Origin of the sequence: Acinetobacter amyesii (assembly GCF_002018365.1) — a bacterium.
Lineage (GTDB): Bacteria > Pseudomonadota > Gammaproteobacteria > Pseudomonadales > Moraxellaceae > Acinetobacter > Acinetobacter amyesii.
The window spans coordinates 255,293-280,991 of record NZ_MVKX01000004.1 but is presented as its reverse complement, the minus strand read 5'-3'; the positions used below and the strand labels follow the sequence as shown (position 1 = coordinate 280,991).

The 25,699-nt window shown below is 41.6% G+C and carries 29 protein-coding genes; 18 read left to right on the top strand and 11 right to left on the bottom strand.

The window, feature by feature from the left end:
* Nucleotides 1-5: 5 nt before the first annotated feature.
* Together B1202_RS08175 and B1202_RS08170 are read left to right on the top strand one after the other, a co-directional pair.
* Nucleotides 6-1,145 carry an ABC transporter permease gene (locus B1202_RS08175; protein ID WP_078190066.1) on the top strand — a complete coding sequence of 380 codons (1,140 nt, stop codon included), beginning with the start codon at nucleotides 6-8 and terminating at the stop codon, nucleotides 1,143-1,145.
* Between the two features lie 13 nt (nucleotides 1,146-1,158).
* Nucleotides 1,159-2,898: an ABC transporter ATP-binding protein gene (locus B1202_RS08170; RefSeq protein ID WP_078190065.1), complete on the top strand. Its 1,740-nt coding sequence runs from the start codon at nucleotides 1,159-1,161 to the stop codon at nucleotides 2,896-2,898.
* Between the two features lie 51 nt (nucleotides 2,899-2,949).
* On the opposite strand, the gene rluB is transcribed toward B1202_RS08170, so the two are convergent.
* From rluB to B1202_RS08155, 3 genes are read right to left on the bottom strand one after another with little or no spacing between them, the layout of a single operon-like run.
* Nucleotides 2,950-4,068 carry a 23S rRNA pseudouridine(2605) synthase RluB gene (gene rluB, locus B1202_RS08165; protein WP_078190064.1) on the bottom strand — a complete coding sequence of 373 codons (1,119 nt, stop codon included), beginning with the start codon at nucleotides 4,066-4,068 and terminating at the stop codon, nucleotides 2,950-2,952.
* Nucleotides 4,069-4,109: 41 nt separating this feature from the next.
* Nucleotides 4,110-4,706 carry an SMC-Scp complex subunit ScpB gene (gene scpB, locus B1202_RS08160; protein WP_078190063.1) on the bottom strand — a complete coding sequence of 199 codons (597 nt, stop codon included), beginning with the start codon at nucleotides 4,704-4,706 and terminating at the stop codon, nucleotides 4,110-4,112.
* Nucleotides 4,703-5,497: a segregation and condensation protein A gene (locus B1202_RS08155; RefSeq protein WP_078190062.1), complete on the bottom strand. Its 795-nt coding sequence runs from the start codon at nucleotides 5,495-5,497 to the stop codon at nucleotides 4,703-4,705. Before B1202_RS08155 ends, scpB begins: the two co-directional genes overlap by 4 nt.
* 340 nt (nucleotides 5,498-5,837) lie before the next feature.
* On the opposite strand from B1202_RS08155, the gene B1202_RS08150 reads away from it, so the two are divergent.
* Together B1202_RS08150 and B1202_RS08145 are read left to right on the top strand one after the other, a co-directional pair.
* The gene (locus B1202_RS08150) at nucleotides 5,838-6,554 is read left to right on the top strand and encodes a GNAT family N-acetyltransferase (RefSeq protein WP_078190061.1); all 717 of its coding nucleotides are present in this window, start codon (nucleotides 5,838-5,840) and stop codon (nucleotides 6,552-6,554) included.
* Nucleotides 6,555-6,716: 162 nt separating this feature from the next.
* The gene (locus tag B1202_RS08145) at nucleotides 6,717-7,523 is read left to right on the top strand and encodes a DUF695 domain-containing protein (protein ID WP_078190060.1); all 807 of its coding nucleotides are present in this window, start codon (nucleotides 6,717-6,719) and stop codon (nucleotides 7,521-7,523) included.
* Between the two features lie 28 nt (nucleotides 7,524-7,551).
* Here B1202_RS08145 and B1202_RS08140 read toward each other — a convergent pair whose 3' ends face one another.
* Nucleotides 7,552-8,169, bottom strand: a complete 618-nt coding sequence (locus B1202_RS08140) for an L-threonylcarbamoyladenylate synthase (protein WP_078190059.1) — start codon at nucleotides 8,167-8,169, stop codon at nucleotides 7,552-7,554.
* An 89-nt stretch (nucleotides 8,170-8,258) separates the two neighbouring features.
* The gene (locus B1202_RS08135; protein ID WP_078190058.1) at nucleotides 8,259-8,921 is read right to left on the bottom strand and encodes an elongation factor P hydroxylase; all 663 of its coding nucleotides are present in this window, start codon (nucleotides 8,919-8,921) and stop codon (nucleotides 8,259-8,261) included.
* Between the two features lie 97 nt (nucleotides 8,922-9,018).
* On the opposite strand from B1202_RS08135, the gene B1202_RS08130 reads away from it, so the two are divergent.
* The 6 genes from B1202_RS08130 to lysM all read left to right on the top strand — a co-directional run bounded on the left by B1202_RS08130 (nucleotide 9,019) and on the right by lysM (nucleotide 12,740).
* Nucleotides 9,019-9,576 carry a YceD family protein gene (locus B1202_RS08130; RefSeq protein WP_078190057.1) on the top strand — a complete coding sequence of 186 codons (558 nt, stop codon included), beginning with the start codon at nucleotides 9,019-9,021 and terminating at the stop codon, nucleotides 9,574-9,576.
* Between the two features lie 77 nt (nucleotides 9,577-9,653).
* Nucleotides 9,654-9,836, top strand: coding sequence for a 50S ribosomal protein L32 (gene rpmF, locus B1202_RS08125; protein ID WP_004279227.1), 183 nt, complete (start codon nucleotides 9,654-9,656; stop codon nucleotides 9,834-9,836).
* A gap of 205 nt (nucleotides 9,837-10,041) precedes the next feature.
* Nucleotides 10,042-11,022, top strand: coding sequence for an ACP S-malonyltransferase (gene fabD, locus B1202_RS08120; RefSeq protein ID WP_078190056.1), 981 nt, complete (start codon nucleotides 10,042-10,044; stop codon nucleotides 11,020-11,022).
* Nucleotides 11,019-11,753 carry a 3-oxoacyl-ACP reductase FabG gene (gene fabG, locus B1202_RS08115; RefSeq protein ID WP_078190055.1) on the top strand — a complete coding sequence of 245 codons (735 nt, stop codon included), beginning with the start codon at nucleotides 11,019-11,021 and terminating at the stop codon, nucleotides 11,751-11,753. The genes fabD and fabG overlap by 4 nt, the downstream gene beginning before the upstream one ends.
* Nucleotides 11,754-11,838: 85 nt before the next feature.
* Complete coding sequence (gene acpP, locus B1202_RS08110) at nucleotides 11,839-12,075, top strand: acyl carrier protein (protein ID WP_078190054.1); 237 nt, start codon at nucleotides 11,839-11,841, stop codon at nucleotides 12,073-12,075.
* 191 nt (nucleotides 12,076-12,266) lie between these two features.
* Complete coding sequence (gene lysM, locus B1202_RS08105; protein ID WP_078190053.1) at nucleotides 12,267-12,740, top strand: peptidoglycan-binding protein LysM; 474 nt, start codon at nucleotides 12,267-12,269, stop codon at nucleotides 12,738-12,740.
* A gap of 312 nt (nucleotides 12,741-13,052) precedes the next feature.
* Here the strand turns inward: lysM and B1202_RS16695 are convergent, their stop codons facing one another.
* Nucleotides 13,053-13,301 carry a sporulation protein gene (locus tag B1202_RS16695; protein ID WP_265733745.1) on the bottom strand — a complete coding sequence of 83 codons (249 nt, stop codon included), beginning with the start codon at nucleotides 13,299-13,301 and terminating at the stop codon, nucleotides 13,053-13,055.
* Nucleotides 13,280-13,519, bottom strand: coding sequence for a sporulation protein (locus B1202_RS16690; RefSeq protein WP_265733744.1), 240 nt, complete (start codon nucleotides 13,517-13,519; stop codon nucleotides 13,280-13,282). The genes B1202_RS16695 and B1202_RS16690 overlap by 22 nt, the downstream gene beginning before the upstream one ends.
* A 197-nt stretch (nucleotides 13,520-13,716) precedes the next feature.
* Between B1202_RS16690 and B1202_RS08095 the strand changes: the two genes are divergently transcribed.
* Nucleotides 13,717-14,088, top strand: coding sequence for a lysozyme inhibitor LprI family protein (locus B1202_RS08095; RefSeq protein WP_078190052.1), 372 nt, complete (start codon nucleotides 13,717-13,719; stop codon nucleotides 14,086-14,088).
* Nucleotides 14,089-14,143: 55 nt separating this feature from the next.
* Here B1202_RS08095 and hemJ read toward each other — a convergent pair whose 3' ends face one another.
* Nucleotides 14,144-14,596: a protoporphyrinogen oxidase HemJ gene (gene hemJ / locus B1202_RS08090; protein WP_078190051.1), complete on the bottom strand. Its 453-nt coding sequence runs from the start codon at nucleotides 14,594-14,596 to the stop codon at nucleotides 14,144-14,146.
* A gap of 68 nt (nucleotides 14,597-14,664) precedes the next feature.
* Entirely contained in the window at nucleotides 14,665-15,894 is a 1,230-nt protein-coding gene (locus B1202_RS08085; RefSeq protein WP_078190050.1) for a beta-ketoacyl synthase N-terminal-like domain-containing protein, read from the bottom strand.
* Nucleotides 15,895-16,167: 273 nt separating this feature from the next.
* Here B1202_RS08085 and B1202_RS08080 point away from each other — a divergent pair, with 273 nt between their 5' ends.
* From B1202_RS08080 to rimI, 7 genes are all read left to right on the top strand, one after another.
* Nucleotides 16,168-17,628: an EcsC family protein gene (locus B1202_RS08080; protein WP_078190049.1), complete on the top strand. Its 1,461-nt coding sequence runs from the start codon at nucleotides 16,168-16,170 to the stop codon at nucleotides 17,626-17,628.
* A 155-nt stretch (nucleotides 17,629-17,783) separates the two neighbouring features.
* Complete coding sequence (rpsL, locus tag B1202_RS08075) at nucleotides 17,784-18,158, top strand: 30S ribosomal protein S12 (RefSeq protein ID WP_000246374.1); 375 nt, start codon at nucleotides 17,784-17,786, stop codon at nucleotides 18,156-18,158.
* A 178-nt stretch (nucleotides 18,159-18,336) separates the two neighbouring features.
* Nucleotides 18,337-18,807 (top strand): 30S ribosomal protein S7, encoded by a 471-nt coding sequence (rpsG, locus tag B1202_RS08070; RefSeq protein ID WP_005011815.1) that lies wholly within the window; start codon nucleotides 18,337-18,339, stop codon nucleotides 18,805-18,807.
* Nucleotides 18,808-18,937: 130 nt separating this feature from the next.
* Entirely contained in the window at nucleotides 18,938-21,073 is a 2,136-nt protein-coding gene (gene fusA / locus B1202_RS08065; RefSeq protein ID WP_078190048.1) for an elongation factor G, read from the top strand.
* 93 nt (nucleotides 21,074-21,166) lie between these two features.
* The gene (tuf, locus tag B1202_RS08060) at nucleotides 21,167-22,357 is read left to right on the top strand and encodes an elongation factor Tu (RefSeq protein WP_078190047.1); all 1,191 of its coding nucleotides are present in this window, start codon (nucleotides 21,167-21,169) and stop codon (nucleotides 22,355-22,357) included.
* A 216-nt stretch (nucleotides 22,358-22,573) separates the two neighbouring features.
* Nucleotides 22,574-23,455, top strand: coding sequence for a metal-dependent hydrolase (locus B1202_RS08055; protein WP_078190046.1), 882 nt, complete (start codon nucleotides 22,574-22,576; stop codon nucleotides 23,453-23,455).
* Nucleotides 23,456-23,572: 117 nt separating this feature from the next.
* Nucleotides 23,573-24,031, top strand: coding sequence for a ribosomal protein S18-alanine N-acetyltransferase (gene rimI, locus B1202_RS08050; protein ID WP_078190045.1), 459 nt, complete (start codon nucleotides 23,573-23,575; stop codon nucleotides 24,029-24,031).
* Nucleotides 24,032-24,116: 85 nt separating this feature from the next.
* Here the strand turns inward: rimI and B1202_RS08045 are convergent, their stop codons facing one another.
* Both B1202_RS08045 and aat read right to left on the bottom strand, forming a co-directional pair.
* Nucleotides 24,117-24,932 (bottom strand): arginyltransferase, encoded by an 816-nt coding sequence (locus B1202_RS08045; RefSeq protein WP_078190044.1) that lies wholly within the window; start codon nucleotides 24,930-24,932, stop codon nucleotides 24,117-24,119.
* Between the two features lie 21 nt (nucleotides 24,933-24,953).
* Nucleotides 24,954-25,685, bottom strand: coding sequence for a leucyl/phenylalanyl-tRNA--protein transferase (gene aat / locus B1202_RS08040; RefSeq protein ID WP_078190043.1), 732 nt, complete (start codon nucleotides 25,683-25,685; stop codon nucleotides 24,954-24,956).
* Nucleotides 25,686-25,699: the final 14 nt, after the last annotated feature.

Sequence of the window (25,699 nt, the reverse complement as noted above, 5' to 3'; positions counted from 1 at the left end):
GGCCTATGCTAGGAATATTCAATAAGACCAAAGCAACGGCATCAACACCTGCATCGACTGGCTTGTGGAAGTTGGCGATGCGACGCCTAAAGGCCGATAAATTAGCGATGGTGTCGTTGTTCGTTGTACTGTGCTATTTCGTGGTGTTGCTATTGTCGATGACAGGCGTGGTTGCATCCAATTGGAATAAAGAAGTGGCAGTTAGTTATGCACCTCCAAGTTTTATTGGGGCGGAACTCAATGAAACAGCCAAAACCAAAGCATCAGCAGAAGATATGGCATTGCCTGAAAATCCTGTTGATCCTTTAAAAGATGTAATTGCTGAACTGAATGCAGAGATTGCGACTGAGCAAGGTGGTGCCAATGCAATTGACTACTATGGCGTTGTCGATCCACTAGCAGAAGATATGAAGGCGATTGATCAGCAATTGGGTGGTCATTTGTTAGATCAACAAAGTGAGCTAAAACAAACTTTACCGTTTGGTGCGGATAAATGGGGGCAGGATGTCCTGCAAAAAACCATTAAGGGTGCTGAAACATCTATTATTGTTGGCGTGGTAGCTGCATTACTTGCTGTCGTGATTGGGACAATTTTAGGGGCAATTTCTGGCTACTTCGGTGGTTGGGTTGATGATATTTTAAACTGGTTCTATAACATTTTTACCTCGATTCCGTATTTGCTCTTGGTTCTTGCGATTGCTGCTGTACTACAGCAAAAGGGGATCTTATCAATTGTCCTTATTCTGGGACTTACTGGATGGACGGGGGTATATCGTCTGATTCGTGCAGAGTACATGAAACATACTTCGCGTGAATATGTGCTCGCTGCCAAAGCGATAGGGGTGAGTCATTTCCGACGCATCTTTGTGCATATCTTTCCGAACGTCAGTCATATTGCATTGGTGCAAATTTCAATTTTAGTGGTGGCCTTTATTAAGTCAGAAGTGATTTTGAGCTTCTTGGGATTTGGCGTTCCTGTTGGGGTTGTGTCATGGGGAAGTATGCTTAATGAAGCACAAAGTGAATTGATTTTAGGTAAATGGTGGCAACTTATCGCAGCATCTGTAGCGATGGCGGTTTTGGTTACGGCATTTTCGATGTTTACTGATGCACTGCGTGATGCATTAGATCCAAAATTGAAATAAGGAGGAGTAAAGGATGACGGAACAAAATCAAACTGTTAAACCAACGCTCCTCAGTGTTCAAAACCTGAAAGTGAGCTTTAAAGCCGAAGATAAAAGTTATATCGAAACGGTCAAAGGAATATCTTTTGACATTCCTGCCAATACAACTGTGGCGCTTGTGGGAGAATCTGGTAGTGGCAAGTCGGTGACCTCGTTGGCAACCATGGGGCTGTTACCACGTGACCAAAGCCGTATAGATGCAAGCAGTAAAATCATTTTTGAAGGGCAGGATTTACTGAGTCTGTCTCCAAGAGAAATGCGTAATATCTGCGGTAAAGATATTGCGATGATTTTTCAGGAACCGATGTCGTCACTCAATCCTGTCTTTACGGTGGGCGATCAAATTGCCGAAGTATTACGACTTCATCTAGGTATGGGACGGAAGCAGGCAAGAGCACGGACTTTGGAGTTATTGAAGGAAGTGGGTATTCCTTCTCCTGACACGAAAATCGATGCCTATCCCAGCCAAATGTCAGGTGGTCAACAGCAACGTGTCATGATTGCTATGGCAATTGCATGTGAGCCGAAGTTATTGATTGCAGATGAGCCAACCACAGCACTTGATGTGACGATTCAAAAGCAAATTTTAGATTTACTTGAAGCCTTGCAAAAGAAACGTGAGATGTCGATGCTGTTCATTACACATGATTTAGCATTGGTAAGTGAAATTGCCGATCAGGTGATTGTCATGCGTCATGGAGAAATCCGTGAACAAGGCTTGGTCAATGAAGTGCTGGACCATCCTAAAGATATTTACACACGCGCTTTGCTCAAGTGCCGTCCTCAGATGTCTGAGCGTCCTTATAAATTGCCAATGATCAGTGATTTTATGCGTCAAAATGGTGATGAGCTGATTGAGGATGTGCATTTATCTGAGGAAACCCGTAGACAACGAACGCGTGGTCTTACGGGTAACGAACAGATTATCTTAGATGTCAAAGACCTGAAAAAATCGTTTTATAGCCGCAAGGGTTTATTTGGTAAGGATGAGTATCAGGCGGTCAAAGGTGTCTCGTTTCAACTGGCGAAAGGTAAAACGCTAGGATTGGTTGGAGAATCAGGCTCAGGTAAAACCACAATCGGTCTTTTACTGATGCGTCTACAGGAAGCGACAGGTGGTCAGGCGCTGTTTGAAGGTCATGATATTTTGGCGATGAGCGACAAAGAATTTACCCAATATCAGCGCAAAATACAGATTATTTTCCAAAACCCATATGCTTCACTTAATCCACGTTTTACTGTGGGGCAAATTCTAATGGAGCCGATGCAAGTGCATCAGATTGGGAAGGATGATGCAGAACGAGAGCAAATGGCGTTTGATTTACTAGAGCGAGTCAGTTTGCCTGCCCAAGCGTTTTATCGATATCCACATGAGTTTTCTGGTGGTCAGCGTCAACGTATTGCCATTGCACGATGCTTGACCTTAAAGCCAGAAATATTAATCTGTGATGAGTCTGTCTCTGCACTAGATGTTTCTGTTCAAGCCCAAGTTCTGAATTTATTGCAAGATTTACAAGATGAATTTGGTTTGAGCTATATCTTTATTTCACATGATTTATCTGTGGTGAAATATATTTCTGACCAAATCATGGTGATGAACCATGGTGATATCGTTGAAATTGCAAACTCGGATGAGTTGTATCGATCACCTCGGCATGAATATACCAAGCGTTTGCTGAATGCGATTCCACAAACCACTGAACAATTTGTTTAGTGTTGGTATAAAAAAACCGCTCAAATGAGCGGTTTTTTTGTGCTTAAGAAATTAAAATTTCTTAAAGCCTTTGTTGTTTCCGCTAAATGCGCGACTTGGCACAGAGTCATTACGACGCTCACGATTGCCAAAATTGTCGTTACGACGTTCACGGTTACCGAAGTTTTCATTGTTGCGATCATTACGGTTATTGTTGAACCCTTCGTTGCGACGCTCTGAACGGTTAAATCCATTGCCTTGGAAACCACCTTCAGTACGACCAGTACGACGTTCGCCACGGTTGTCTTGATAACCATTGCTTTGTTGGGGCTGGTTTTCGTCACTGTCACGACGTTGTTGGCGTAAGTAACCACCACGACGTGCCGCCATTGGTTTGTCTTGCATACGTTCAGTACGACGTTTCGCCATACCAAACAGGCCAGTACCTTGGCGTGGTTTAAGCTCAACAGACTTGGTTAAGTTGTCGATATCTTGTTTATCTAGTTCGATCCAACGACCAGTACGTAGTTCGCGTGGCAGAATTACTGAACCATAACGTGTACGTAAAAGACGGCTCACTTTTAAGCCTTGAGATTCGAAAATACGACGAACTTCGCGGTTACGACCTTCTTTTACGACCACTTGATACCAACGGTTAATACCGTCACCACCAATTTCAGAGAATGACTCAAATTTTGCAGGGCCATCATCTAAAACAACGCCTTGTAACATGTTGTTTTTTAACTGAGGAGTGACTTCACCCATGACACGAACAGCATATTCACGCTCGATTTCGCTAGAAGGGTGCATTAAACGGTTCGCCAGTTCACCGTCATTCGTGAACAGCAATAGACCTGTAGAGTTGATATCTAGACGACCCACCATCACCCAACGATCACCTGTAATTTGAGGTAATTGTTCAAATACCGTTGGACGGTTTTCAGGGTCATTGCGTGAGCAAATTTCGCCTTCTGGTTTGTAGTAAATCAACACACGGCGACGAATTTCGTCTTCAATTTGGAACTGAACTTTACGACCATCGATGCGAAGCTCATCACCCGGTTCAATACGTTCACCCACTTGGGCAACTTGCCCATTTACGCTTACACGACCAGCGGCAATGACTTCTTCCATATAACGGCGAGAACCCAAACCAACGCGTGCGAGCACCTTTTGCAATTTTTCACTCATGACAGCATAACCTTAGAAATTATCATCAACAGTTCACCTATTTATGACTTCGGTGCATTCGCATCGAGGGCCATAAAAGCTTCCTTGGCATCCTGCAGGGGAGGCAATTGGCCCAAAGAGGTTAGACCAAAAGCATTTAAAAATTGAGGCGTTGTAACTAACAACGCGGGTCGTCCTGGGAGTTCACGAAAACCAGATTCTTTAATCCAGTTCCAGTCAAATAACGTACGTAAAATTTGACTATTGTTGGTCACCCCACGGATTTGCTCAATATCTGCGCGGGTTACCGGTTGATGGTAAGCAATGACAGAAAGAGTTTCGAGCAAGGATGGCGATAAACGAGTTGGTCGTTCAGGCCAGGTCTGTGCAATAATATTACGATATTTTGCACGTACTTGAAAACGGAAACCTTGAGCGGTTTCAACAAGTTCAATTGATCTGCCGTGTTGCAGCATTGAAAGCTGCTGCAAATATTGGCGTAATTCGGTTTTACTGAAACGGTCTTGGAAAGCCTCTTTTAAACGGGCAATACTCACTGCCGCTTCACTGGCAAAAATAATGGCTTCAAGCTGCATCAAAATTTCATGCAGATTATCTTCTGAAGACACCGCAGTCATTTGTTTAAGTTCAGTGTTCATGCACGTGCTCCCTGAATTGCAAGCGGTGCTTCTACACCTGATGCGACAATTTGGACTTTTTGTTGGCGTGTCAGTTCCAACACGGCCATAAATGTCACGACAACACCCATGCGGCCTTGGCTTGGTTTGAGTAAGTCCGCAAAGTCTAATACTTCACCTGACTCTAGCTTAGTTTCAATATAAGCAATACGTTCTTCGAGTAAGACAGGTTCTTGTAGAATTTGGTGGGTAACCGGTTCTGGTCGATTAAAGACACAGAGTATGGCATCACGAAGTAATTGAATGTCATAGCCATCATTGGTTTCGACAATCGTTCCTAAACTGACATTGGTATCGAAAGTATCCCGATCCAATACTGACATTTGACCTAATCTTTCCGCAGCTTGTTTGATGCGCAAATACGTTTCTAAACGGTCAATTAATTCTTGTTTAGGATCTTGTTCATGTGCAGCCGTCGATTTAGGTTTTGGCAATAATAGACGCGATTTTAAATCGGCCAATAGGGCTGCCATCACCATATAGTCTGCAGTTAATTCAATATCTAGAGATTTCATTGCATCCATATAGGACAAATATTGGGATGCAATCGGGGCAATATCGACTTGTAATAAGTCGAAGCCATTTTTTTGAATCAGGTAAATCAGAAAGTCGAGTGGTCCTTCGAAATGCTCTAATAGAATTTCAAATGCAGCGGGTGGAATGTACAAATCTTCTGGAATAGCTTCTTGCCACTCATCCAAAACGCGAATGTGTGGAGCATCTTCCATAGAATTATGGACAGTTTGGTTCATTGCAATTATAGGCCACGCGAATTTTCAAAGGCATGCAGACAGCTTTTCGCTTCGATCTCACATCGAAAGTAAAAGCACAAAAGTTATAGGGAATAGTGTAATGGAAAAATGCGTTTAAAGAAATTACTGAACGGTTGAATTGGGTAAAAAACTTAAAATTTATAGGGAATAGGCTTTATTTATACACATGTAAAATTTTAAAGCTGTGATATCGATCACATCTTGTGTTAATTATAAAAAATACACGCATCAAACCGTGAACACATTTAAGCTGTGATGTCTGGATGATGGGCGTCCATTATGAAATGATTTGAATGAATTGACTAAAAGAATATTAGCTATGCCACAACAATATAATCAATGGGGTCAGTCTGTAGGGATGACGTTGACGCAGTTTGAACCTTGCCAGTTCAGATGTAAAACCGAAGTGGGGCAATCTGTTCGGCTTATTCCGATGTTGCCCGATCAGCTTGATGATAGTCTTTTACAGCGGCTATGGCAGACAGTACAACAAGAACCCGATGAACGTTGTTGGACGTATTTGCCTTATTCTCAAATTCAAAGCATGCAGCAATTGCGTGATTATTTTCAGCAATCCTTTCATTTTGCGGGTTCGATGCATTATGTCATTGAGGTTGGTGAAGCCGTTGTGGGGTGGATTGGTTTGCTCAATGTACGCCCAGCACATGCCGTCATCGAAATTGGTAATGTCTATTTTTCAAGTTTAATGAAGCAATCAACCGCAGCAACAGAAACTATTTATCTGTTGTTAAAAGCATGCTTTGCAGTGGGATATCGACGGGTGGAGTGGAAGTGTGATGACTTGAACACGCCTTCGAAAAACGCTGCTTTGCGTTTTGGCTTTCAATTTGAAGGGCTGTTTCGGCAACATGTTGTTGTGAAAGGTCGTAACCGTGATACTGCTTGGTTTGCGATTTTGGATGAAGAATGGGATGCACTCGATCAAGCATATAGTGCTTGGTTAAAGGCAGATAATTTTGATCATGATGGTCAGCAGAAGATCAGTTTGGGGGATTTTGTGAAGGTGTATGGGTAAGAACATTTACTCATATTAATTTGTCCTCATGTTTTGAGGCTGTATCTTATTATTGCTTGAGTGAATATTGTGCATTTAAAGTGATTGTATTTAAAGTGGATTGATATTTTTGATTTTAAGTAGTTGATGTAATATTTAATTAAATTGATAAGAGAAATAAAAATGGGATTTTGGGATAAATTTTTTAAGAAAAAAAGTGAAGAGATTGAAAAAATAGATATTCCAGAAAGTTGGGATTTTTATATATGTAGCATTGAGGATCGTCCAGCAAGTTATTATCTAAATTTAGCTCTGCGACAAGTTGCACCCATTGCAGATAAAAACAAAATTTTATGGATTGAAGTAAAATTAAATCAACCTACTGAGGATGGAATGTCATCACCAGAGGAATATGATGGTCTAATTGAATTAGAGGATCGACTTATCCCTCAGGTTGAGCAAGCTTTACATGCAATATATGTTGGTCGACTGACGCATAATGGTTTAAGAGAGTTTTATTTTTATGTTAATGAAAATCAGTACAGTGAGTCGAATATTCAAAAAATAATTCAGCAAGAAGAAAATTACCAAATCAATTTTGGTGCAAAGGTAGATCCTGAGTGGAGTATTTATTGTGATTCAATTTATCCGAATGCTTTTGCAATGCAGAGTATAGCAAATATTCATATATTGGAGAGTTTAGAACAGTATGGTGATGTTTTGACTGTGAAGCGTCCAGTTGAGCATTGGTGTTATTTTAAAACAAGCGAAGATCGAGATCATTTTCTTCAAAAAATACAAGAACGTGGATTTGAAATTGTAGAACAGTCTAAAAATGATGAAAATGAAAATCCATACAGTATCCAAATTGGTCGAATAGACAGTGTGGATTTACCTAGTATTAATCAAGTGACTTGGGAGCTACTTGAGTTATGTATTGAAAATAATGGGGAATATGATGGGTGGGAAACACCCGTGATTCGAAATTGATGAAATACTGATTTATGAAAATAAGCGCTTACTCAAAAGCGCTTACATCACCGACACCACGGCGAATCACTTCAGGGTATTCACCTGCAAGGTTTACAACGCTAGTGGTATTTAAAGTACCTAAACCGCCATCAATTAATACATCTATTCGTTTGCCGATTTGCAGTTCAATTTCGTAAGGATCATCAATCGGTTCTTTTTGGCCCGGTAAAATTAAGGTCGATGTTAATAAAGGCTCACCGAGTTCTTTGAGTAATAATTGGCAAATCGGGTTGCTCGGAATACGCAGTCCAATGGTTTTCTTTTTAGGATGCATTAAACGGCGAGGAACTTCACTGGTCGCAGGCAAAATAAAGGTAGTGACCGCAGGGGTGTTATTTTTCAATAAACGATACATGGCATTGTCGACTTTGGCATACGTGGCAATGTCAGATAAATCTGCACAAATAATCGCATATTGATGTTTAGCATCGAGCTGACGAATTTGGGCAATGCGTTCCATGGCATTTTTGTTCCCAATTTGGCAGCCGATGGCATAGGCGGCATCTGTAGGATAAACCACCACATCGCCGGCACGAATCCGTTCAACGGCTTGCGTAATTAAACGGGGCTGAGGATTTTCCGGATGTATTCTTAAATGCAACATGTCGTTTTCCTCTTATTATTAAAAGCTCTAGACATTATGTCGCGGTCTATTTGCTTTGTGCAATGTGAAATGCAGTCAAATTGTATAATTTAATCAAGCATTTCACGTTGAAATTCATTCGCCTGTAACATTTTGCCAGCACGTGTACAGTGGCAAATGCATTGGATAAAGCGCCAAGCATCGCGTGGAAGTTTGGCTTCGCCCTTAAAATAAGCCTGTAATTGTGTATAGACATTATCTTTAAAGCTGCTGCCATCACCACCTTCACCAGTGAGGTTATCAAGTGATACACGAAACTTACGTCCAAAGGCTTTGGCAAATAACCATTCGATCGCTTGGGGCTTAATCTCCACCTGTTCAAAGAGGGCTTGTTGCTCTTTACTACGACCATCTGGTGCATACCAATAACCTAAATCGGGAAGTAAACGGCGTTGATCACCAGCAATGGTCCAATGACTAATTTCATGCAAGGCGCTATTGAAATAACCATGGGCAAATTGAATACGGGCAGGGCCGTTTAAATCTGCAGGAAAGTACTCGGGCTCAAAGTCACCTTTCACTAAGCTCACATTCAGGTGGGAAAACCAATGATTAAAGTGTAAGATGAGCCAATCGACGTGTTCTGTTTCTGTGGAAAGTTTCTCCCAAGCCGAGAGTTGCACTTGGTCGGTTGAAATGTCAGAATCAAGCGTTGAAATTGTGCTCATAAGTGATGAAACATTCACTTCTGTTTGCGGCTGCAACAGATGCATAACTTAAGTTACCCAAATGGTCTGTCTAAATAAGTACAAAATTGTATCTTAATCTTTGACAGAGTACTGATGAATTTGTAGAATTGCCGCCTTAATTATGTCAGCAAATACCTTTCCGGCACAGATTGAGCCGTTTAAATGGGCTGAACAGGGCTTTAAATGGTCAGGAACACTGCCATTATCTCGCTTTGTTCGTATTGCTCGTGAAGCTGTTGGATCAATTGATGATCAATTGATTAACATAGACTGTAAGCTATCAATGGATGCTTATCATCGCATTGTATGGCTGGATGGTCATGTTGAAACAAATGTTCCAATGGAATGCCAGCGTTGTCTGGATACTGTTGAGATCCCACTTGTTTTAAGTTTTCATCTAGCTCTTGTAGATGACGAGTCACTGATAGAGCGCTTGGATGAGGATGCTGATTTCATCGTTTTAGGTGAAAGTGAAGCAACAACCAAAGGTTCATATGATGCACCTGCGACTGCTGATTTACTCTCACTGATAGAGGATGAATTGTTATTGTTGATGCCTTTGTCACCTAAGCACGACGCTTGTGAACATAAGCATCAACCTGCCGCTGAAGAGCTTGTTGAAGAAAAACGGGACAACCCGTTTGATGTTTTGGCAGGTTTGAAGGGTAAACTTAACTAATTTTTGTGTTATACTCTTGAGTATAAGACAATCGAATTTGTTCTGATCCATTTTTTCGATCTTTGTAAGGAGCCATCATGGCCGTTCAGCAAAACCGTAAAAGTCGCTCTCGCCGTGACATGCGCCGTTCACATGACGCTTTAACCGAGAATGCATTAACTGTAGACCAAGCTACTGGCGAGACTCACCGTCGTCACCACGTATCTAAAGATGGTATCTACCGTGGTCGTCAATTATTCGCTAAAGCATCTGCTGAATAATTGGTGATGTATTAAGCGTCAAGCTTAGTAGAAAAAATGGGAGCGTTAAGCTCCCTTTTTTTGTACCGATTTTTTGTTGCATTTGGCAATTACCAAGACAAAAATTAAGTGTTAAATTTCCGTCCCTGAAACAAGCTTACATGGGATTGTGTTGAATAAATGTCCAAATAGCATAAATTCACCAGTCTTGATAAAGGATTTTTTTATGTCTGCTAAACAACTCGAGCAAGCAGCTCAAGCTACTAAAACTGCATTCGTGTTCCCAGGTCAAGGGTCACAGAAAGTCGGCATGCTCGCTGAACTTGCAGAACAGTTTAGTAGTGTGCAAGCAACATTTGCAGAAGCATCAGAAGCAGTTGGCTTTGATCTTTGGCAAATTGCGCAAAGTGGTGAAGGGTTAAACCAAACAGAATTTACTCAACCTGTACTACTGACTGCCAGTATTGCTTTATGGCGTGTGTGGTTAGAGTTAGGTGGTGTTGCACCGAAATACCTTGCAGGTCACTCATTAGGTGAATACAGCGCCTTGGTTGCTGCAGGTGCGATGAGCCTAGGTGATGCCGTTAAACTGGTGAACCTACGTGGTCAGTTAATGCAAAGTGCTGTACCTGAAGGTCAAGGTGCAATGGCGGCAATTTTGGGTCTAGATGATGCTAAAGTGATTGAACTTTGTGCTCAAGCAGAAGGCCCAGGTTCAGTAGATGCTGCAAACTACAATGCACAAGGTCAAGTTGTCATTGCGGGCGATAAAGCCATGGTTGAAGCGGTTATGGTTGCTGCTAAAGAAAATGGCGGTAAGGCAATCGCACTTCCGGTTTCTGTGCCATCGCATTGTGCATTGATGAAACCTGCTGCTGAACAGTTTGCGACAGCATTGGAACAAACTGCCATTGAGCTGCCTACTATACCTGTAATACAAAATGTAGGCGCTGAAATCGCGACTGATGTAGCGCAATTACGTCAGGCGTTAACTGCACAGTTATACCAATCTGTACAGTGGACAAAGACCATGCAGTATTTGCAAGACCAAGGTATTCAGTACATTGCTGAATGTGGTCCGGGTAATGTCCTTGCGAATCTCGCAAAACGTTTGCCAAATATTGAAAAAGCATTCCCACTCGACACGAAAGGTCGTATGGAAGATGCACTGAATGCCATTTTAGTGGCAGAAGGGAAAATTGCATGACACAAGAACGCAAAGTTGCTTTAGTAACAGGTGCGAGCCGAGGGATTGGAGCAGCAATTGCTCAGCAATTGATTCAAGACGGTTATTTTGTTGTAGGTACTGCAACTTCAGAAGCGGGTGCAGAAAAATTATCTGCTGCTTTTGCTGAAAATGGTGCGGGTAAAGTTTTAGATGTACGTGATGCAACTGCAATTGATGCATTGGTATCAGACATTGAGCAAAACTTTGGTTCTGTATTGGTTTTGGTGAACAATGCGGGTATTACCAAAGATAATTTGTTACTTCGTATGTCAGAAGATGATTGGGATGACATTCTCAACATTCATTTGAAAGCCGTTTATCGACTTTCTAAACGTGTTTTAAAGGGCATGACCAAAGCACGTTTTGGCCGAATTATTAATATTAGTTCTGTGGTTGCACATTTTGCTAACCCAGGACAAGCAAACTATTCTGCTGCAAAAGCAGGGATTGAGGCCTTTGGTCGCAGCCTTGCAAAAGAGATGGGAAGCCGCCAAATCACTGTAAATGCAGTGGCTCCGGGCTTTATTGCAACAGAAATGACAGAACAGTTAAGCGAAGAAATTCGTAAAAAGATGAGTGATCAAGTGGCTTTGAACCGTTTAGGTGAGCCGCAAGATATCGCAAATGCCGTAAGTTTTCTTGCTTCTGAAAAGGCAAGTTACATTACCGGAACTGTATTACATGTAAATGGTGGTTTATACATGAGCTAAGCGCTCAAGTATAAACTTTCAAAACGATTTAGATTCAATTAAACTAACGGCATTAAAAACGCCACAAGCAATGAGGAGAATTCCTGTGAGCGATATCGAACAACGCGTAAAACAAGCAGTAGCTGAACAACTTGGTCTTAAAGCAGACGAGATCAAAAACGAAGCTTCTTTCATGGATGACTTAGGTGCAGATTCTCTAGACCTAGTTGAATTAGTTATGTCTTTCGAAAACGATTTCGACATCACTATTCCTGATGAAGATTCAAACGAAATCACTACTGTACAATCTGCAATTGACTACGTTTCTAAGAAACTAGGTTAATTTTAGATTTCAGCGATGCTGATTTAAAAAGCCACCATTCGGTGGCTTTTTTTATGCCGAATATTTTGTTTTTACATTAGCTTACGTTTCTGTCACCAACAACAACTCAAAAGCGGTTATTTTTTAGCTATAAAAATAGAGTTTGAACAATAGTTAAATTATTTAAAACAGTAAAAACAACGGAGAAAAACATGGGTCTTTTTGATTTTGTAAAAGGTATTGGTAAAAAAAATACAGCGCCTGCAGAACCTCAGGCAGCGCCAGCAACACCTTCTGAACCATCTGCACAAGAAATTGCCAATAAGTTATTGGGTCATATTAAAGCACTGGGCTTGCCTGTAACTGGTTTGTCTGTGAGTTATAACGGTACTTCAGATCTAGCAACAGTGAAAGGTCAGGTGCAAAGCCAAGCAGATCGTGAAAAGATTATCTTGGCAGTAGGGAATATTGATCATGTGGCGCAAGTGGATGATCAGTTAACAGTGACGAGTCCTGAGCCTGAAAGTAAATTCTATACTGTTAAGTCGGGGGATAACCTGTCTAAAATCTCTAAAGAATTTTATGGTGATGCAAATCAATACAATAAAATTTTTGAAGCGAACCGTCCTTTGTTAAAAAATGCCGATGACATTTTCCCAGGGCAGGTGCTTCGTATTCCTGCCTAATTTGTGAAAATATAAAAGCCGTCAATTTAGACGGCTTTTTTTGTTTTGCTTTTTTAAAGTTAACGCAGTAAGCGCTGTATTTCACTAAGTAAGAATGCAGGGTTGATTTGCTGGTGCGTTAAGCTCAGTGTACGGTAATCGTCTTTGCGCATTTTAAGGTCTATTTCAAATAGAATGTGTGTTTGCTGTGCTTCAGTGACAAAAGAAATCTCAATTTCATTAATTCCAGCCTCCTATTGCTGTGGGCGGAACTCTAACTCTTGGTAGCAACTTAGAGTGGAGCGAAAATGCCCGCCATTCATTTGTCCGTGTTCAACATCTGCTGAGCAGAGAATATAACTGCATTGCCTGAATAATGCCTTGCATCAGAGCTGTTGGATAGGTTTGGATATAATCACGATCGGTGGCATTTAAGCCCCAATCGACATCTAGGTGTGTATGCAGCCAAACATGTATGCTGTTTTGTGCGCACTGCAGCTGCGTGACGGGTGTTTCAAAGGGTAGCTGGATGTTGAATGGCAATTGATGTGACTGGCCTGCTAGGAGTTGAAAAGGTGCCACTTAGATGCCATTGTGCAATAAAAGCTCTTGCTTATGTTATGGTCACCAGATTCGACTTCTGCTTGCGTCATCAGCTGCTGGTAAATGCCATTAATGTTTTTATTACTGTATGTGCCTTGGAAATTAATTTGGCCTTGCAGGCTTTGACCGGTGTAAAGTTGTGATGTGTAGAGATGAGTGTGAATTTTAATGCCTTGCAGGCCAAGATTGGATAACACTTTATTGAGTATGAAATTTAAAGATATAAGAGTCTAGGGAATTCTGTAATTATATAAAAGAGAATGTTACGGTAAGGTGTTGTTTTGGCGTTTATTTTAGGCTTTGATGTGAAGAAATTTGCTTTGTCATGGCTTAAGTGGCTTAAGATGCAAGCCTATTAAAAGAATAATAAGAACTGAATTAAGCGGAGAGGCTTATGCGATTATTAATTAGTATTTTCTGGTGTTTTTCTGCTTTGGGTATTTTGTCTTGCTGCATTGTTTATGCGGGTGAATATCAAACTAAATGTATTTCAGATAGTACACAGCATAACGAGATATTGGCTTGTTATATGGAGGAGTTTGAGCAGGCGGATCAAAAACTGAATCAGATTTATCAGGTAAAAATCTATTCATTATCTGCGATTAAGGCAAATGCTTTGCGAGAGTCACAGCGTCATTGGCTGCATTTAAAAGAGCAAGCGTGTATTGCAGATGAACAGAACTATGGAAGAGAAAGTCATTTTGATGCAATGCAATGTGAGATTGATTGGGTAAGCGAGAGGATTTTATTTCTCGAGAAGCAATAATGATGAACGGTGACTAAATAAAAGCCCCGAATTTTCGGGGCTTTGTATGTTTAGTTTAAAAGCTTGGTTTGACCACGACTAATATAATCACCGCAAATAAAATCAAAGTTGGCATTTCATTAAAATAACGCCAGAACTTATGCGACTTATAATGTGCATTTTCGATAAGCTTTTTACGGTAATAACCACATACAAAATGATAAATCACCAATAGTCCAACCAATCCTACTTTTAGGTAGAACCAAAGCGCTTCATGGTAGTGTCGAGTTGCATCACCCCAATCGACGAGGAAGTGCGCCGTGATCAGTGTAGCAATCATTGCAGGCCACATAATGCCACGGTATAGCTTGCGTTCCATGATTTGAAAACGCTGATGACTCGTAGCATCATCACTCATGGCATGGTAGACATAAAGGCGAGGGAGATAAAATAGCGCTGCGAACCAGCAAACAACTGCGATGATATGTAATGCTTTGACCCAGAGGAAAGCATCTGATGGAGCATCCATATATTGACCCTTAAAAGGGCGGTGGGTGTGTGCTTTGGCACCGAAGCGCCAAAGCAGCAAACTTTATATTAAGCTTCCCATTTTTTGAAAACGAGGCAAGCGTTTACACCGCCAAAACCAAAACTGTTACTCATCACAGTATTCAATTTTGCATCACGTTTTTCAAGTACGATATCAAAAGGTTTTGCACCTTCGTCAAGTTCAGTCACGTTGATGTTTGGTGCAATAAAGTCATTTTGCATCATCAAAATAGAGTAAATCGCTTCTTGTACACCTGCAGCACCAAGGCTGTGACCTGTCATTGATTTAGTCGAGCTGAGCGGAGGAACTTGTCCTTCACCGAAAGCACGCTCCATCGCTTTAAGTTCAGTGACATCACCTGCCGGAGTGGATGTGCCGTGTGTATTCACATAGTCAATTTTGTCTACGCCGTGCTGTTTAGCTTCTTCAAGCGCCATCAGGACACAACGAGTCGCACCTTCACCAGATGGTGCAACCATGTCTGCGCCATCAGAGTTTGCTGCATAGCCGACAACTTCAGCCAAAATGTTTGCGCCACGTGCTTGAGCATGTTCAAGAGATTCTAGTACAACGAAGCCACCGCCACCTGCGATCACGAAACCGTCACGGTCAGCAGAGTAAGGGCGTGAAGCAGTCTCTGGAGTGTCATTATATTTTGAACAAAGTGCGCCCATTGCATCAAATAAAAGACTTTGTGACCAATGGTCTTCTTCACCACCACCGGCAAGCATTAAGTCTTGTTTGCCCAATTGAATCAGGTTGTATGCATAACCAATGGCATCTGCAGATGTTGCACATGCGCTAGTAATCGTATGTGCAATACCTTGCATTTTAAATGCCACGCCCACGTTTGCAGTAATGGTGTTGGTCATGTTACGAGGTACAAAGAATGGACCAACTTTACGTGCACCTTTGGTGTCTAAAAGTTCTTTCATTTCAACAACAGATGCAGTTGAACCACCACCTGAACCACCCGCAATACCGTAGCGTGGATTACCGCCAATTTGTTCTGCTGTTAAGCCTGCATTTTCTACCGCAGCCAAAGCTGAGTTGTATGCATACATTGCGCATACGCCCATAAAGCGTTTTAAGCGACGGTCAATACCGTCAAAGTTTTGTTCTGCAGCCGCACTGACATGACTTTTGAAATTTAGTTCAGCATAACTTGGGTTGAAACGTGTTCCAGAAATCCCGTTTTGCAAAGAATGAGTGACATCTTCTAATGTATTACCAATGCATGAGTTGATGCCCATACCAGTGATTACAACACGTTTCATCTACAGATCCTTTATAGGTAGTGTGTGAGCAAGCTATTGAAAGTATACGAAGGAAACTTTCTAAATAGACGAACTCATATAATTTGATTGGAATAATGATAGCAGAAAGCTTTTTGAATTCTTATGGCAAATCCTATGCCTATTTTTGACTGAGCTAATTTGCAACGATGCAGCAAAAAACTTAACTTAAAGATACATATTCAAGTTGTGATAAAGTTTGACTACACCTAGTATTTATCAAGAATTTCAAGAATAGTCTGAATGGGGTAGGGAATGGCGAAAACGAATAATAAACCAACGGCTGGTCTGCTCTCAAACGCCTTTGGAGTGGCTAAAAAGCTCAGTTCTACTGGGGTGTCTATTATCAATCATGTTGCACCCGAATCTGTAACTAAGGTCATTCAACCACAAAAAAATGGTCAAACCTTGGAAGGTCAGTCACGTCAGACGCGCGTATTTGATGTGAAAAAATATGATAATCCGCAGCAAATTCTGCGTGAACACGTTCCGAATGTTTCTAGACAATTATTCGGTCGACACTTTAATACCGTAAATAATGTAGCCAATTTTATTGCCCCTCAATTTAGCGACAAGATTTCTGACTATCTTTTTGATCGACTGAATCATTTTAGTTCGGATATTTCATCTGTAGATGCGGTGCTTGATGAAGCTGGGGTGCGTGATTTAGAAGAGTTGACACAAGATGTCGATCGTTCACGTCGCATTAGTCAGGCCTTGGGCGAGCAAAATAAATGGATTGCTTCGATTCAAGGGGCTTTAACAGGTGCGACAGGTGTCATCGGTTCAAGTATTGATATTCCTGCTTCACTGATTATGACTTTGCGAGTGATTTATCAAGTTGGACGTTCTTATGGTTTCGACTTAAGTAAAGAAAGTGATCAAGATATCGTTCAGTTTATTTTTAAACAGGTCGACCTGAGTTTAATTGCAGAAAAACAAACCTTGCTTATGGCGATTAAAGCCCTGAGTAGCACGCTGCAAAATAGTGATTTGCATCAGTTGCAGCAATTGGTGGGTTCAGACACCGATGCAGCAGCATTGAAAAAATATGTATTGGATGAAAATGGTCAGTTCAAGTGGGCATGGCTCAATCAAATGCCAAAAGTTTCACTTTTAAATCAGCTATCACGGTTATCTCCTGTGGCGAGTGCTGGTGTAAGTGTAGTGTATAGTCGCCGTTTGGTGGATGAAGTGAATCAGAAGGCACAGCAAGTCTTTTCCAATGCACGCCAATATATTTTGCAGCATCAAGATATCACCTTGTCACCTTTACATGCCTATGAGCGCTCTCTTGAGTTGCTTGCTCAAGCGACACCTAAATTACTAGAAGGCATTAAGGCGAAAGATCTTGATTTGGCTGAGCCAGTATTGGATCAAACCATAGATGTTGCAGGTCATGAGAGTATTCGTGCAGTAAAAGTCACCAAAAAAGCACAAGCTAAAACCGCTGATGCAGCCGAAGTGGCAGTAGAGCAGGAACAAAAAGTCTCAGAAGGTTTGGAGGCACTTGCAGAAAAAGTTGTTGAGCCTCATGCACCCGTGGCTGCGCAAAAACCTGCTTTAGCTGAAACGGATGAGTTTGGTGCGTTGGACGCTGTACAGGAAGATAATGTCCCTGTGGATAAAGCTGCACCTAAAGCTAAGTCGCGTAAAGCCAAAACAGCAGCCGTAGATAAAGTTACAAAAAAATCAGCAGATTCCTCTGAAAAATAACCTATTTATTTGTGGGTGAAAATTTGCGCAACTCACGATGAATAAATGTTTTCGATGATCGTATATTGTTGACCAATTTTAAGTCTTCGCTTACAATTGCATGCCCTCAAAAAGTAGTATTTTTTGGGGCTTTTTATTAACGGGAGAATTGCCAAATGGCAACAACAAATCAGTTGATCCGTAAGGGTCGTACAACTTTAGTTGAAAAATCTAAAGTTCCTGCGTTGAAGGCTTGTCCACAACGTCGTGGTGTTTGTACACGTGTTTACACAACTACACCTAAAAAACCTAACTCAGCAATGCGTAAAGTTTGCCGTGTTCGCTTAACTTCAGGTTTCGAAGTTTCTAGCTACATCGGTGGTGAAGGCCATAACCTACAAGAGCACAGTGTTGTTCTTATCCGTGGTGGTCGTGTTAAAGATTTACCAGGTGTACGTTACCATACCGTTCGTGGTTCTTTAGACTGTGCTGGTGTTAAAGATCGTAACCAGTCTCGTTCTAAATACGGTGCTAAACGTCCTAAGAAATAATCTGAAAAGATTGGCTTCTTAGTTCGTTAGAACTGCAATCCTTTATCGTCTCGCTTGTCTGATTTCTGCATTTTTTGTGAAAATTCCAAGCGACGTATAGTAAGGCCAGCGAAAGCACATGACACTTTGTGCACCTGCTGGAATAACCTGAAGTGTCATATTTATTAGGTGTATTAAAATGCCAAGACGTCGCGTAGTTGCTGCCCGTGAAATCCTTCCGGATCCTAAGTTCAGCAGCCAAACAATCGCTAAATTCATGAACCACGTAATGCAAGATGGTAAAAAATCTATTGCTGAAAGTATCGTTTACGGTGCTTTAGACCGCGTTCAAGAAAAATCTAAAGTAGACCCAGTTGAATTTTTCGAGACTACTCTTGAAAAAGTTCGTCCTATGGTCGAAGTAAAAGCACGCCGTGTTGGTGGTGCTACATACCAAGTTCCTATGGAAGTACGCCCATCCCGTCGTACTGCCTTGGCTATGCGTTGGTTAGTAGATGCTGCTGCTAAGCGTTCTGAAAAAACTATGGCTTTACGTCTTGCTGGCGAGTTGCTTGATGCAGCTGAAGGTAAAGGCGCAGCGATCAAAAAACGTGAAGATGTGCATCGTATGGCTGAAGCCAACAAAGCCTTCTCTCACTACCGTTTCTAAGCGGATAAAACAGCCCCTATTCAGGAGGGTGGTTGAGCGGTTGTCACTGTTCTGTCATCGAATCGCTTTAAGTTGCTATGCAGCTTAAAGCGTCCTGTTTTAACAACAAAATTTAGGAATGCTAGAAATCATGGCTCGTAAAACCCCAATTTCTCAGTACCGTAACATTGGTATTTCAGCGCACATTGACGCTGGTAAAACTACAACTTCAGAACGTATTTTGTTCTACACAGGTGTATCTCACAAAATCGGTGAAGTACACGACGGTGCAGCAACAATGGACTGGATGGAGCAAGAGCAAGAACGTGGTATTACCATTACTTCTGCTGCGACAACTACATTCTGGTCTGGCATGAGCCAACAGTTTAAAGAACACCGCATCAACGTAATTGACACCCCGGGACACGTTGACTTCACAGTTGAAGTTGAACGTTCTATGCGTGTTCTTGATGGTGCGTGCATGGTTTACTGTGCTGTAGGTGGTGTACAACCTCAGTCAGAAACTGTATGGCGTCAAGCAAACAAATATAAAGTGCCTCGTTTAGCATTCGTGAACAAGATGGACCGTACAGGTGCAAACTTCTTCCGTGTTGTTGAACAAATGAAAACACGTCTTGGTGCGCACCCTGTACCAGTTGTGATTCCAGTTGGCGCTGAAGATAACTTCCAAGGTGTTGTTGACTTAATCGAAATGAAGTCAATCATCTGGGACGAAGCTTCTCAAGGTATGAAATTTGAATACGGCGACATTCCAGCTGATCTAGTTGAAACAGCTCAAGAATGGCGTACTAACCTTGTAGAAGCAGCTGCTGAAGCTTCTGAAGAGTTAATGGACAAATACCTAGAAGAAGGTGATCTTTCTAAAGAAGACATCGTTGCTGGTATCCGTGCTCAAACTTTGGCTTGCGAAATCCAGCCAATGCTTTGTGGTTCAGCGTTCAAAAACAAAGGTGTTCAACGTATGTTGGATGCTGTAATTGAATTCTTACCTGCGCCGACTGACGTTGAAGCGATCAAGGGTATCCTTGACGACAAAGACGAAACTGAAGGCTCACGTGAATCTTCTGACGAAGCTCCGTTCTCTGCGCTTGCGTTCAAAATCATGAACGACAAATTCGTAGGTAACTTGACTTTCGTACGTGTTTACTCAGGTGTTCTTAAGCAAGGTGACTCGGTTTATAACCCAGTTAAATCTAAGCGTGAACGTATCGGTCGTATCGTGCAAATGCACGCAAACGAACGTCAAGACGTTGAAGAAATCCGTGCTGGTGACATCGCTGCGTGTGTAGGTCTTAAAGACGTTACTACTGGTGATACTCTTTGTGATGAGAAAAATGTCATCACTCTAGAACGTATGGAATTCCCAGAGCCAGTAATCGCACTTGCTGTTGAACCTAAAACTAAAGCTGACCAAGAGAAAATGTCTATCGCTCTTGGCCGTTTAGCGAAAGAAGATCCATCATTCCGCGTACGTACTGACGAAGAATCTGGTCAAACGATCATTTCTGGTATGGGTGAGCTTCACCTTGACATCATCGTTGACCGTATGAAACGTGAATTCAACGTTGAAGCAAACATTGGTAAACCAATGGTTGCTTACCGTGAAACGATCAAAAAATCAGTTGAACAAGAAGGTAAATTTGTTCGTCAAACTGGTGGTAAAGGTAAATTCGGTCACGTATATGTTCGCTTAGAACCGCTTGATGCAGATTCTGAGAAAGAATACGAATTCGTTGAAGAAGTTGTTGGTGGTGTAGTACCTAAAGAATTCTTCGGCGCGGTTGACAAAGGTATCCAAGAACGTATGAAGAATGGTGTCCTAGCTGGTTACCCAGTTGTTGGCATCAAAGCTACATTGTTCGACGGTTCTTACCATGATGTCGATTCTGACGAATTATCGTTCAAAATGGCGGGTTCTTACGCATTCCGTGATGGTTTCATGAAAGCAGATCCTATCTTGCTTGAACCTATCATGAAAGTTGAAGTAGAAACTCCAGAAGACTACATGGGCGATATCATGGGTGACTTAAACCGTCGTCGTGGTATGGTTCAAGGTATGGACGATCTGCCTGGCGGTACTAAAGCAATTAAAGCTGAAGTTCCTCTTGCTGAGATGTTTGGTTACGCGACTCAAATGCGTTCTATGTCTCAAGGTCGTGCGACTTATTCTATGGAATTCGCTAAATACGCTGAAACACCACGTAACGTGGCTGAAGGCATCATCGCTAAGTTCCAATCTGGCGGTAAAAAAGGTGACGACGAGTAATCTTTCGATTACTATAAGCCCAAACTAATTCATAGTTAAAAACCAAATGCTCATGCAGTATCCCTGCATGAGTAGTTTAAAAAGGAAGATCTCATGGCTAAGGCTAAGTTCGAACGTAATAAGCCACACGTTAACGTGGGTACAATTGGTCACGTCGACCACGGTAAAACTACTTTAACAGCTGCAATTGCAACTGTATGTGCAAAAAAATTCGGTGGTGAAGCGAAAGATTACGCTGCAATCGACTCTGCACCAGAAGAAAAAGCACGTGGTATTACAATTAATACTTCACACGTAGAATACGATTCTCCAATCCGTCACTACGCTCACGTAGACTGCCCAGGTCACGCCGATTATGTTAAAAACATGATTACTGGTGCTGCGCAAATGGATGGTGCGATCCTTGTATGTGCTGCGACTGATGGTCCAATGCCACAAACTCGTGAACACATCCTTCTTTCTCGTCAGGTAGGTGTGCCTTACATCGTTGTATTCTTAAACAAATGCGACCTTGTTGAYGACGAAGAGCTTCTTGAATTAGTAGAAATGGAAGTTCGTGAACTTCTTTCTACTTATGACTTCCCAGGCGATGACACTCCAGTAATCCGTGGTTCTGCTCTTGCAGCGCTTAATGGTGAAGCTGGTCAATATGGCGAAGACGCTGTAGTTGCTCTTGTTGAAGCTCTTGACTCTTACATCCCAGAGCCAGAACGTGCTATCGACCTTGCATTCCTTATGCCAATCGAAGACGTATTCTCAATTTCAGGTCGTGGTACAGTAGTAACTGGCCGTGTTGAAACTGGTATCGTGAAAGTAGGCGAAGAAGTTGAAATCGTTGGTATTAAAGATACAGTTAAAACAACTGTAACTGGCGTAGAAATGTTCCGTAAACTTCTTGACGAAGGTCGTGCGGGCGAGAACTGTGGTGTTCTTCTACGTGGTACTAAACGTGAAGACGTTCAACGTGGTCAAGTACTTGCTAAACCAGGTACAATCAAACCGCATACTAAATTCGACGCAGAAGTATACGTACTTTCTAAAGACGAAGGTGGTCGTCACACTCCATTCCTTAACGGTTACCGTCCACAGTTCTACTTCCGTACAACTGACGTAACTGGTGCGATCGCGCTTAAAGAAGGCGTAGAAATGGTTATGCCTGGTGACAACGTAGAAATGTCAGTAGAATTAATCCACCCAATCGCAATGGACGCTGGCTTACGCTTCGCGATCCGTGAAGGTGGTCGTACAGTTGGTGCTGGTGTAGTTTCTAAAGTAACTGCATAATCACTAAATGTGTGAAAAAAGCGCCTCTTTGAGGCGCTTTTTTTATGCTTATTCAATATGATAAGTAAATTGTCAGACAATATTTTTGAAAGCTGTCCTTTAGTGATAATTCACTGTCCTTAACTGAAATAATAACAATTCAATAAAACCGTAATATGAACTCAAGAAAACCAATAAAAAGTTTGAGTATTTAATAACTCAAAAAAGGAGTTAGGCATGAACGCTAAAGTAAAGATTACTAATCGAGCAGGTGCAAGTTTCCCTGTACGTCGCATGAATTTTGAATTTGATGCAGTACCAGAGTATTGGATGAACGGCTCAGCTGGTTTGACACATTTTATGACCGCATTATCTGCTTTATTTCCAGCGGGTGAAATGTTCTTTATTGATAGTGTGCGTGCCGTACGTAAACACCCAGCAATCGCAAATAATGAAGCCCTACAAAAAGAAATTAGTGCTTTCATTGGTCAAGAAGCGATGCATACGCAAGAGCATGAGGGTTTTAATGCTTCTGCACAAAAATACGGTCATGATGTCGAAACGCTTGATAAGGCAACGGGTCGTGTTATCCAAGGTGTGCGCAAAGTCTTTGCACGTATTGGTAAACCTGTCGGTATTACACAAGAAATGGTGGATCTAACCGCAACCACGGCACTTGAGCATTTCACTGCAACCATCGCTTCACAGTTATTGGTTAATCCACATATTCAAGCGTTAATGACAGATGAAACCATGAAAAATATGTGGTTGTGGCATGCGATTGAAGAAAATGAACATAAAGCCGTGGCTTATGATGTTTTTGAAGGTGTTTTTGGACAGGGGGTTAAGGCCTACGCACTCCGTACAGGTTCATTGATTGGCGCAATGGTGACTTTATTCTTCGTACAAAGTTATTTTGTCGCTCGTTTATTAAAAGAAGATAACAAGCTTAATTTTGAAGCATTAAAAGATATTTATACCTATGGTTATAGCCCTTCAAAAGGCATCATCACTGGGATGGGTAAAGAAATGCTGATGTATTTTAAACCAGGTTTTCACCCGAATGATTTGGATACTTCAGGTTTATTAAAAACGTGGAAAGCATATTTGGGTCTCTAATCACAGCGCTGTGGTGACTTTTTGAGAAGGGCGATGTAAATCGCTCTTTTTTTTATTCAACTTTAGAAGCAAACTTTTTATAATGCGCATACCCTAGCTATAGAAAGATAAACGAAGATGATTCGTTTGATGCAAGACGCTGATGTACAGCAGGTTTACGATATCGAGCGCCGCGTACAAAGCCATCCTTGGACCTTAAAACAATTTCAAGAATCGATTGCTGCCTATCAAAGTACGGTGATTGAGCGACAAGGAAAAGTTGTAGGTTTTTGCATTTTACAACCCGTTTTAGATGAAGCAAATTTATTGTTAATGGCGATCGATCCGAGCCAGCAAGGCAAAGGATTAGGTTTTCAATTACTCGATGAATCTATGGCCTTACTCAAAAATAACCCCATTCAAATCTTCTTGGAAGTTCGTGAAGGTAATCAACCTGCAATCCGTTTATATGAAAAAGCTGATTTTCACCAAATCGATTTGCGAAAGAATTATTATCCAAATGCCGATGGAACTCGTGAGCACGCCATTATTATGGTGAAGGCTTGTAGTGATGATTTTGCAGCTTTATTTAAATAAAAGCGGTGAAGCGTAATCAGATTTAAAGTAAGCATTCGTGAATAAACGGATGCTTTTTTATTGAATATCTTTGGTTTGATCCCGTTTATTTAATAATAGGATTGTTCCAACCGGAAGGTAGGGTGGTCATCAGGGAATCCCCCAGTTGGCTGATTTCTTCTTGAGTTAGTGGTCGATTAAGTCGACGCCATTGTCCATCAAGCAGAAGTTCCAGTGGAATGTACTGAGATTTATAATTCATTTTTTGCGAATCTGGCACCCAATAGCCCAAGTAGACATATTGCAGTCCAAGCTTTTGTGCATGCTCAATTTGTTTCAAAATGGCAAAAGTACCTAATGAGCGACGGCTTTCATCAGGATCAAAAAAGGTATATACCGCTGAAATACCATCATCGAGTGGATCACAGGTAGATACACTGATCAGTTGTTCATCCAACCATAGCTCTAAAAAGAAACTGTCAGTGCAGCTATTGATTAAAAATTTTTCAAATTGATCTTGGCTAGGTGGGTACATATCACCATCAGCATGTCGTTCATTGATGTAGCGTTCATACAAGGCATAATGCTTTGCATCAGCATCTTGAGGGCGGCTAATTTTAACGGTTAAATCTTGATTCCGTTTCCACGCTTTTTTTTGCACGCTGTTCATTTGAAATTCATGAACAGGAACGCGAGAGGATAGACATTGACGACAAAGATGACATTCAGGGCGATAGACAAAATCACCACTACGTCGAAAACCCATGCGGGAAAGTTCAGATAACGTGACCACATCAATACGATGGACAGGATCAAGAAAGACCATCCGAGCAGATTTATTTTCTAAGTAGCTACAATCATGCGGAGGCGTGATGTAGTACTGTAATTCGTTCAACAGGGACTTCGGTTGATAGGAATTCATCGTAATATCCCTCTTTTATTGTCATGCGCTGAGACTTGCCCATTGCGCTATTGTTTTACTTGAAAATACACTGTCCTGATACTTTTTCCAATCGATAGAGGGTTGTTTAACAACATCTTGTAACGAATTAAGGTATTGTTGGCGAGAAAGTGTACTCGCACCTAAGCTTAAGAGGTGATCGTTGACCAATTGGCAGTCGATCCAGGGCAACTGATTCTCTTGCCCGATGAGCATTAAGGTGTAAAACGCCATTTTAGAGACATCTGTTCGTGTACTAAACATAGACTCGCCAAAGCAGCCATGACCAATATTGACCCCATAGAGGCCCCCGACAACGGTCTCGTTTTCCCAAACTTCAATGCTATAAGCATAGCCTGCGTCAAATAGTGCAGAATATCCCTGAATAATATCTTCTGAAATCCATGTTTCATTGGCATAACTACGCGGCAATGAACATGAGCGAATTACAGTATCAAATGCATGATTAATGGTGATCTTATAGTCCATTTTTTTCATGCTGCGTAATAAGGATTTGCTCGGATGATAGTCTTGCGGTCGAATAATGCAGCGGGGTTCAGGACACCACCAACAAATCGGATCACCTTCACTGAACCATGGGAAAAGACCGTGACTATAGGCTTCAAACAGTGTGGAAGGGGAGAGGTCAGCACCGATGCAAATTAAGCCTTCACCTTCGGGATCGCATTCAACAGGATCGGGGAAAGTAAATTCAGAAGGAGGGAGGATCGGCATGCCAAGCTTCTTAT

Coding starts and splice junctions, on each gene's coding strand:
- B1202_RS08175 (WP_078190066.1), top strand. CDS start 6: ATGCTAGGAATATTCAATAAGACCAAAGCAACGGCATCAACACCTGCA.
- B1202_RS08170 (WP_078190065.1), top strand. CDS start 1,159: ATGACGGAACAAAATCAAACTGTTAAACCAACGCTCCTCAGTGTTCAA.
- rluB (WP_078190064.1), bottom strand. CDS start 4,068: ATGAGTGAAAAATTGCAAAAGGTGCTCGCACGCGTTGGTTTGGGTTCT.
- scpB (WP_078190063.1), bottom strand. CDS start 4,706: ATGAACACTGAACTTAAACAAATGACTGCGGTGTCTTCAGAAGATAAT.
- B1202_RS08155 (WP_078190062.1), bottom strand. CDS start 5,497: ATGAACCAAACTGTCCATAATTCTATGGAAGATGCTCCACACATTCGC.
- B1202_RS08150 (WP_078190061.1), top strand. CDS start 5,838: ATGCCACAACAATATAATCAATGGGGTCAGTCTGTAGGGATGACGTTG.
- B1202_RS08145 (WP_078190060.1), top strand. CDS start 6,717: ATGGGATTTTGGGATAAATTTTTTAAGAAAAAAAGTGAAGAGATTGAA.
- B1202_RS08140 (WP_078190059.1), bottom strand. CDS start 8,169: ATGTTGCATTTAAGAATACATCCGGAAAATCCTCAGCCCCGTTTAATT.
- B1202_RS08135 (WP_078190058.1), bottom strand. CDS start 8,921: ATGCATCTGTTGCAGCCGCAAACAGAAGTGAATGTTTCATCACTTATG.
- B1202_RS08130 (WP_078190057.1), top strand. CDS start 9,019: ATGTCAGCAAATACCTTTCCGGCACAGATTGAGCCGTTTAAATGGGCT.
- rpmF (WP_004279227.1), top strand. CDS start 9,654: ATGGCCGTTCAGCAAAACCGTAAAAGTCGCTCTCGCCGTGACATGCGC.
- fabD (WP_078190056.1), top strand. CDS start 10,042: ATGTCTGCTAAACAACTCGAGCAAGCAGCTCAAGCTACTAAAACTGCA.
- fabG (WP_078190055.1), top strand. CDS start 11,019: ATGACACAAGAACGCAAAGTTGCTTTAGTAACAGGTGCGAGCCGAGGG.
- lysM (WP_078190053.1), top strand. CDS start 12,267: ATGGGTCTTTTTGATTTTGTAAAAGGTATTGGTAAAAAAAATACAGCG.
- B1202_RS08095 (WP_078190052.1), top strand. CDS start 13,717: ATGCGATTATTAATTAGTATTTTCTGGTGTTTTTCTGCTTTGGGTATT.
- hemJ (WP_078190051.1), bottom strand. CDS start 14,596: ATGGATGCTCCATCAGATGCTTTCCTCTGGGTCAAAGCATTACATATC.
- B1202_RS08085 (WP_078190050.1), bottom strand. CDS start 15,894: ATGAAACGTGTTGTAATCACTGGTATGGGCATCAACTCATGCATTGGT.
- B1202_RS08080 (WP_078190049.1), top strand. CDS start 16,168: ATGGCGAAAACGAATAATAAACCAACGGCTGGTCTGCTCTCAAACGCC.
- rpsL (WP_000246374.1), top strand. CDS start 17,784: ATGGCAACAACAAATCAGTTGATCCGTAAGGGTCGTACAACTTTAGTT.
- rpsG (WP_005011815.1), top strand. CDS start 18,337: ATGCCAAGACGTCGCGTAGTTGCTGCCCGTGAAATCCTTCCGGATCCT.
- fusA (WP_078190048.1), top strand. CDS start 18,938: ATGGCTCGTAAAACCCCAATTTCTCAGTACCGTAACATTGGTATTTCA.
- B1202_RS08055 (WP_078190046.1), top strand. CDS start 22,574: ATGAACGCTAAAGTAAAGATTACTAATCGAGCAGGTGCAAGTTTCCCT.
- rimI (WP_078190045.1), top strand. CDS start 23,573: ATGATTCGTTTGATGCAAGACGCTGATGTACAGCAGGTTTACGATATC.
- B1202_RS08045 (WP_078190044.1), bottom strand. CDS start 24,932: ATGAATTCCTATCAACCGAAGTCCCTGTTGAACGAATTACAGTACTAC.
- aat (WP_078190043.1), bottom strand. CDS start 25,685: ATGCCGATCCTCCCTCCTTCTGAATTTACTTTCCCCGATCCTGTTGAA.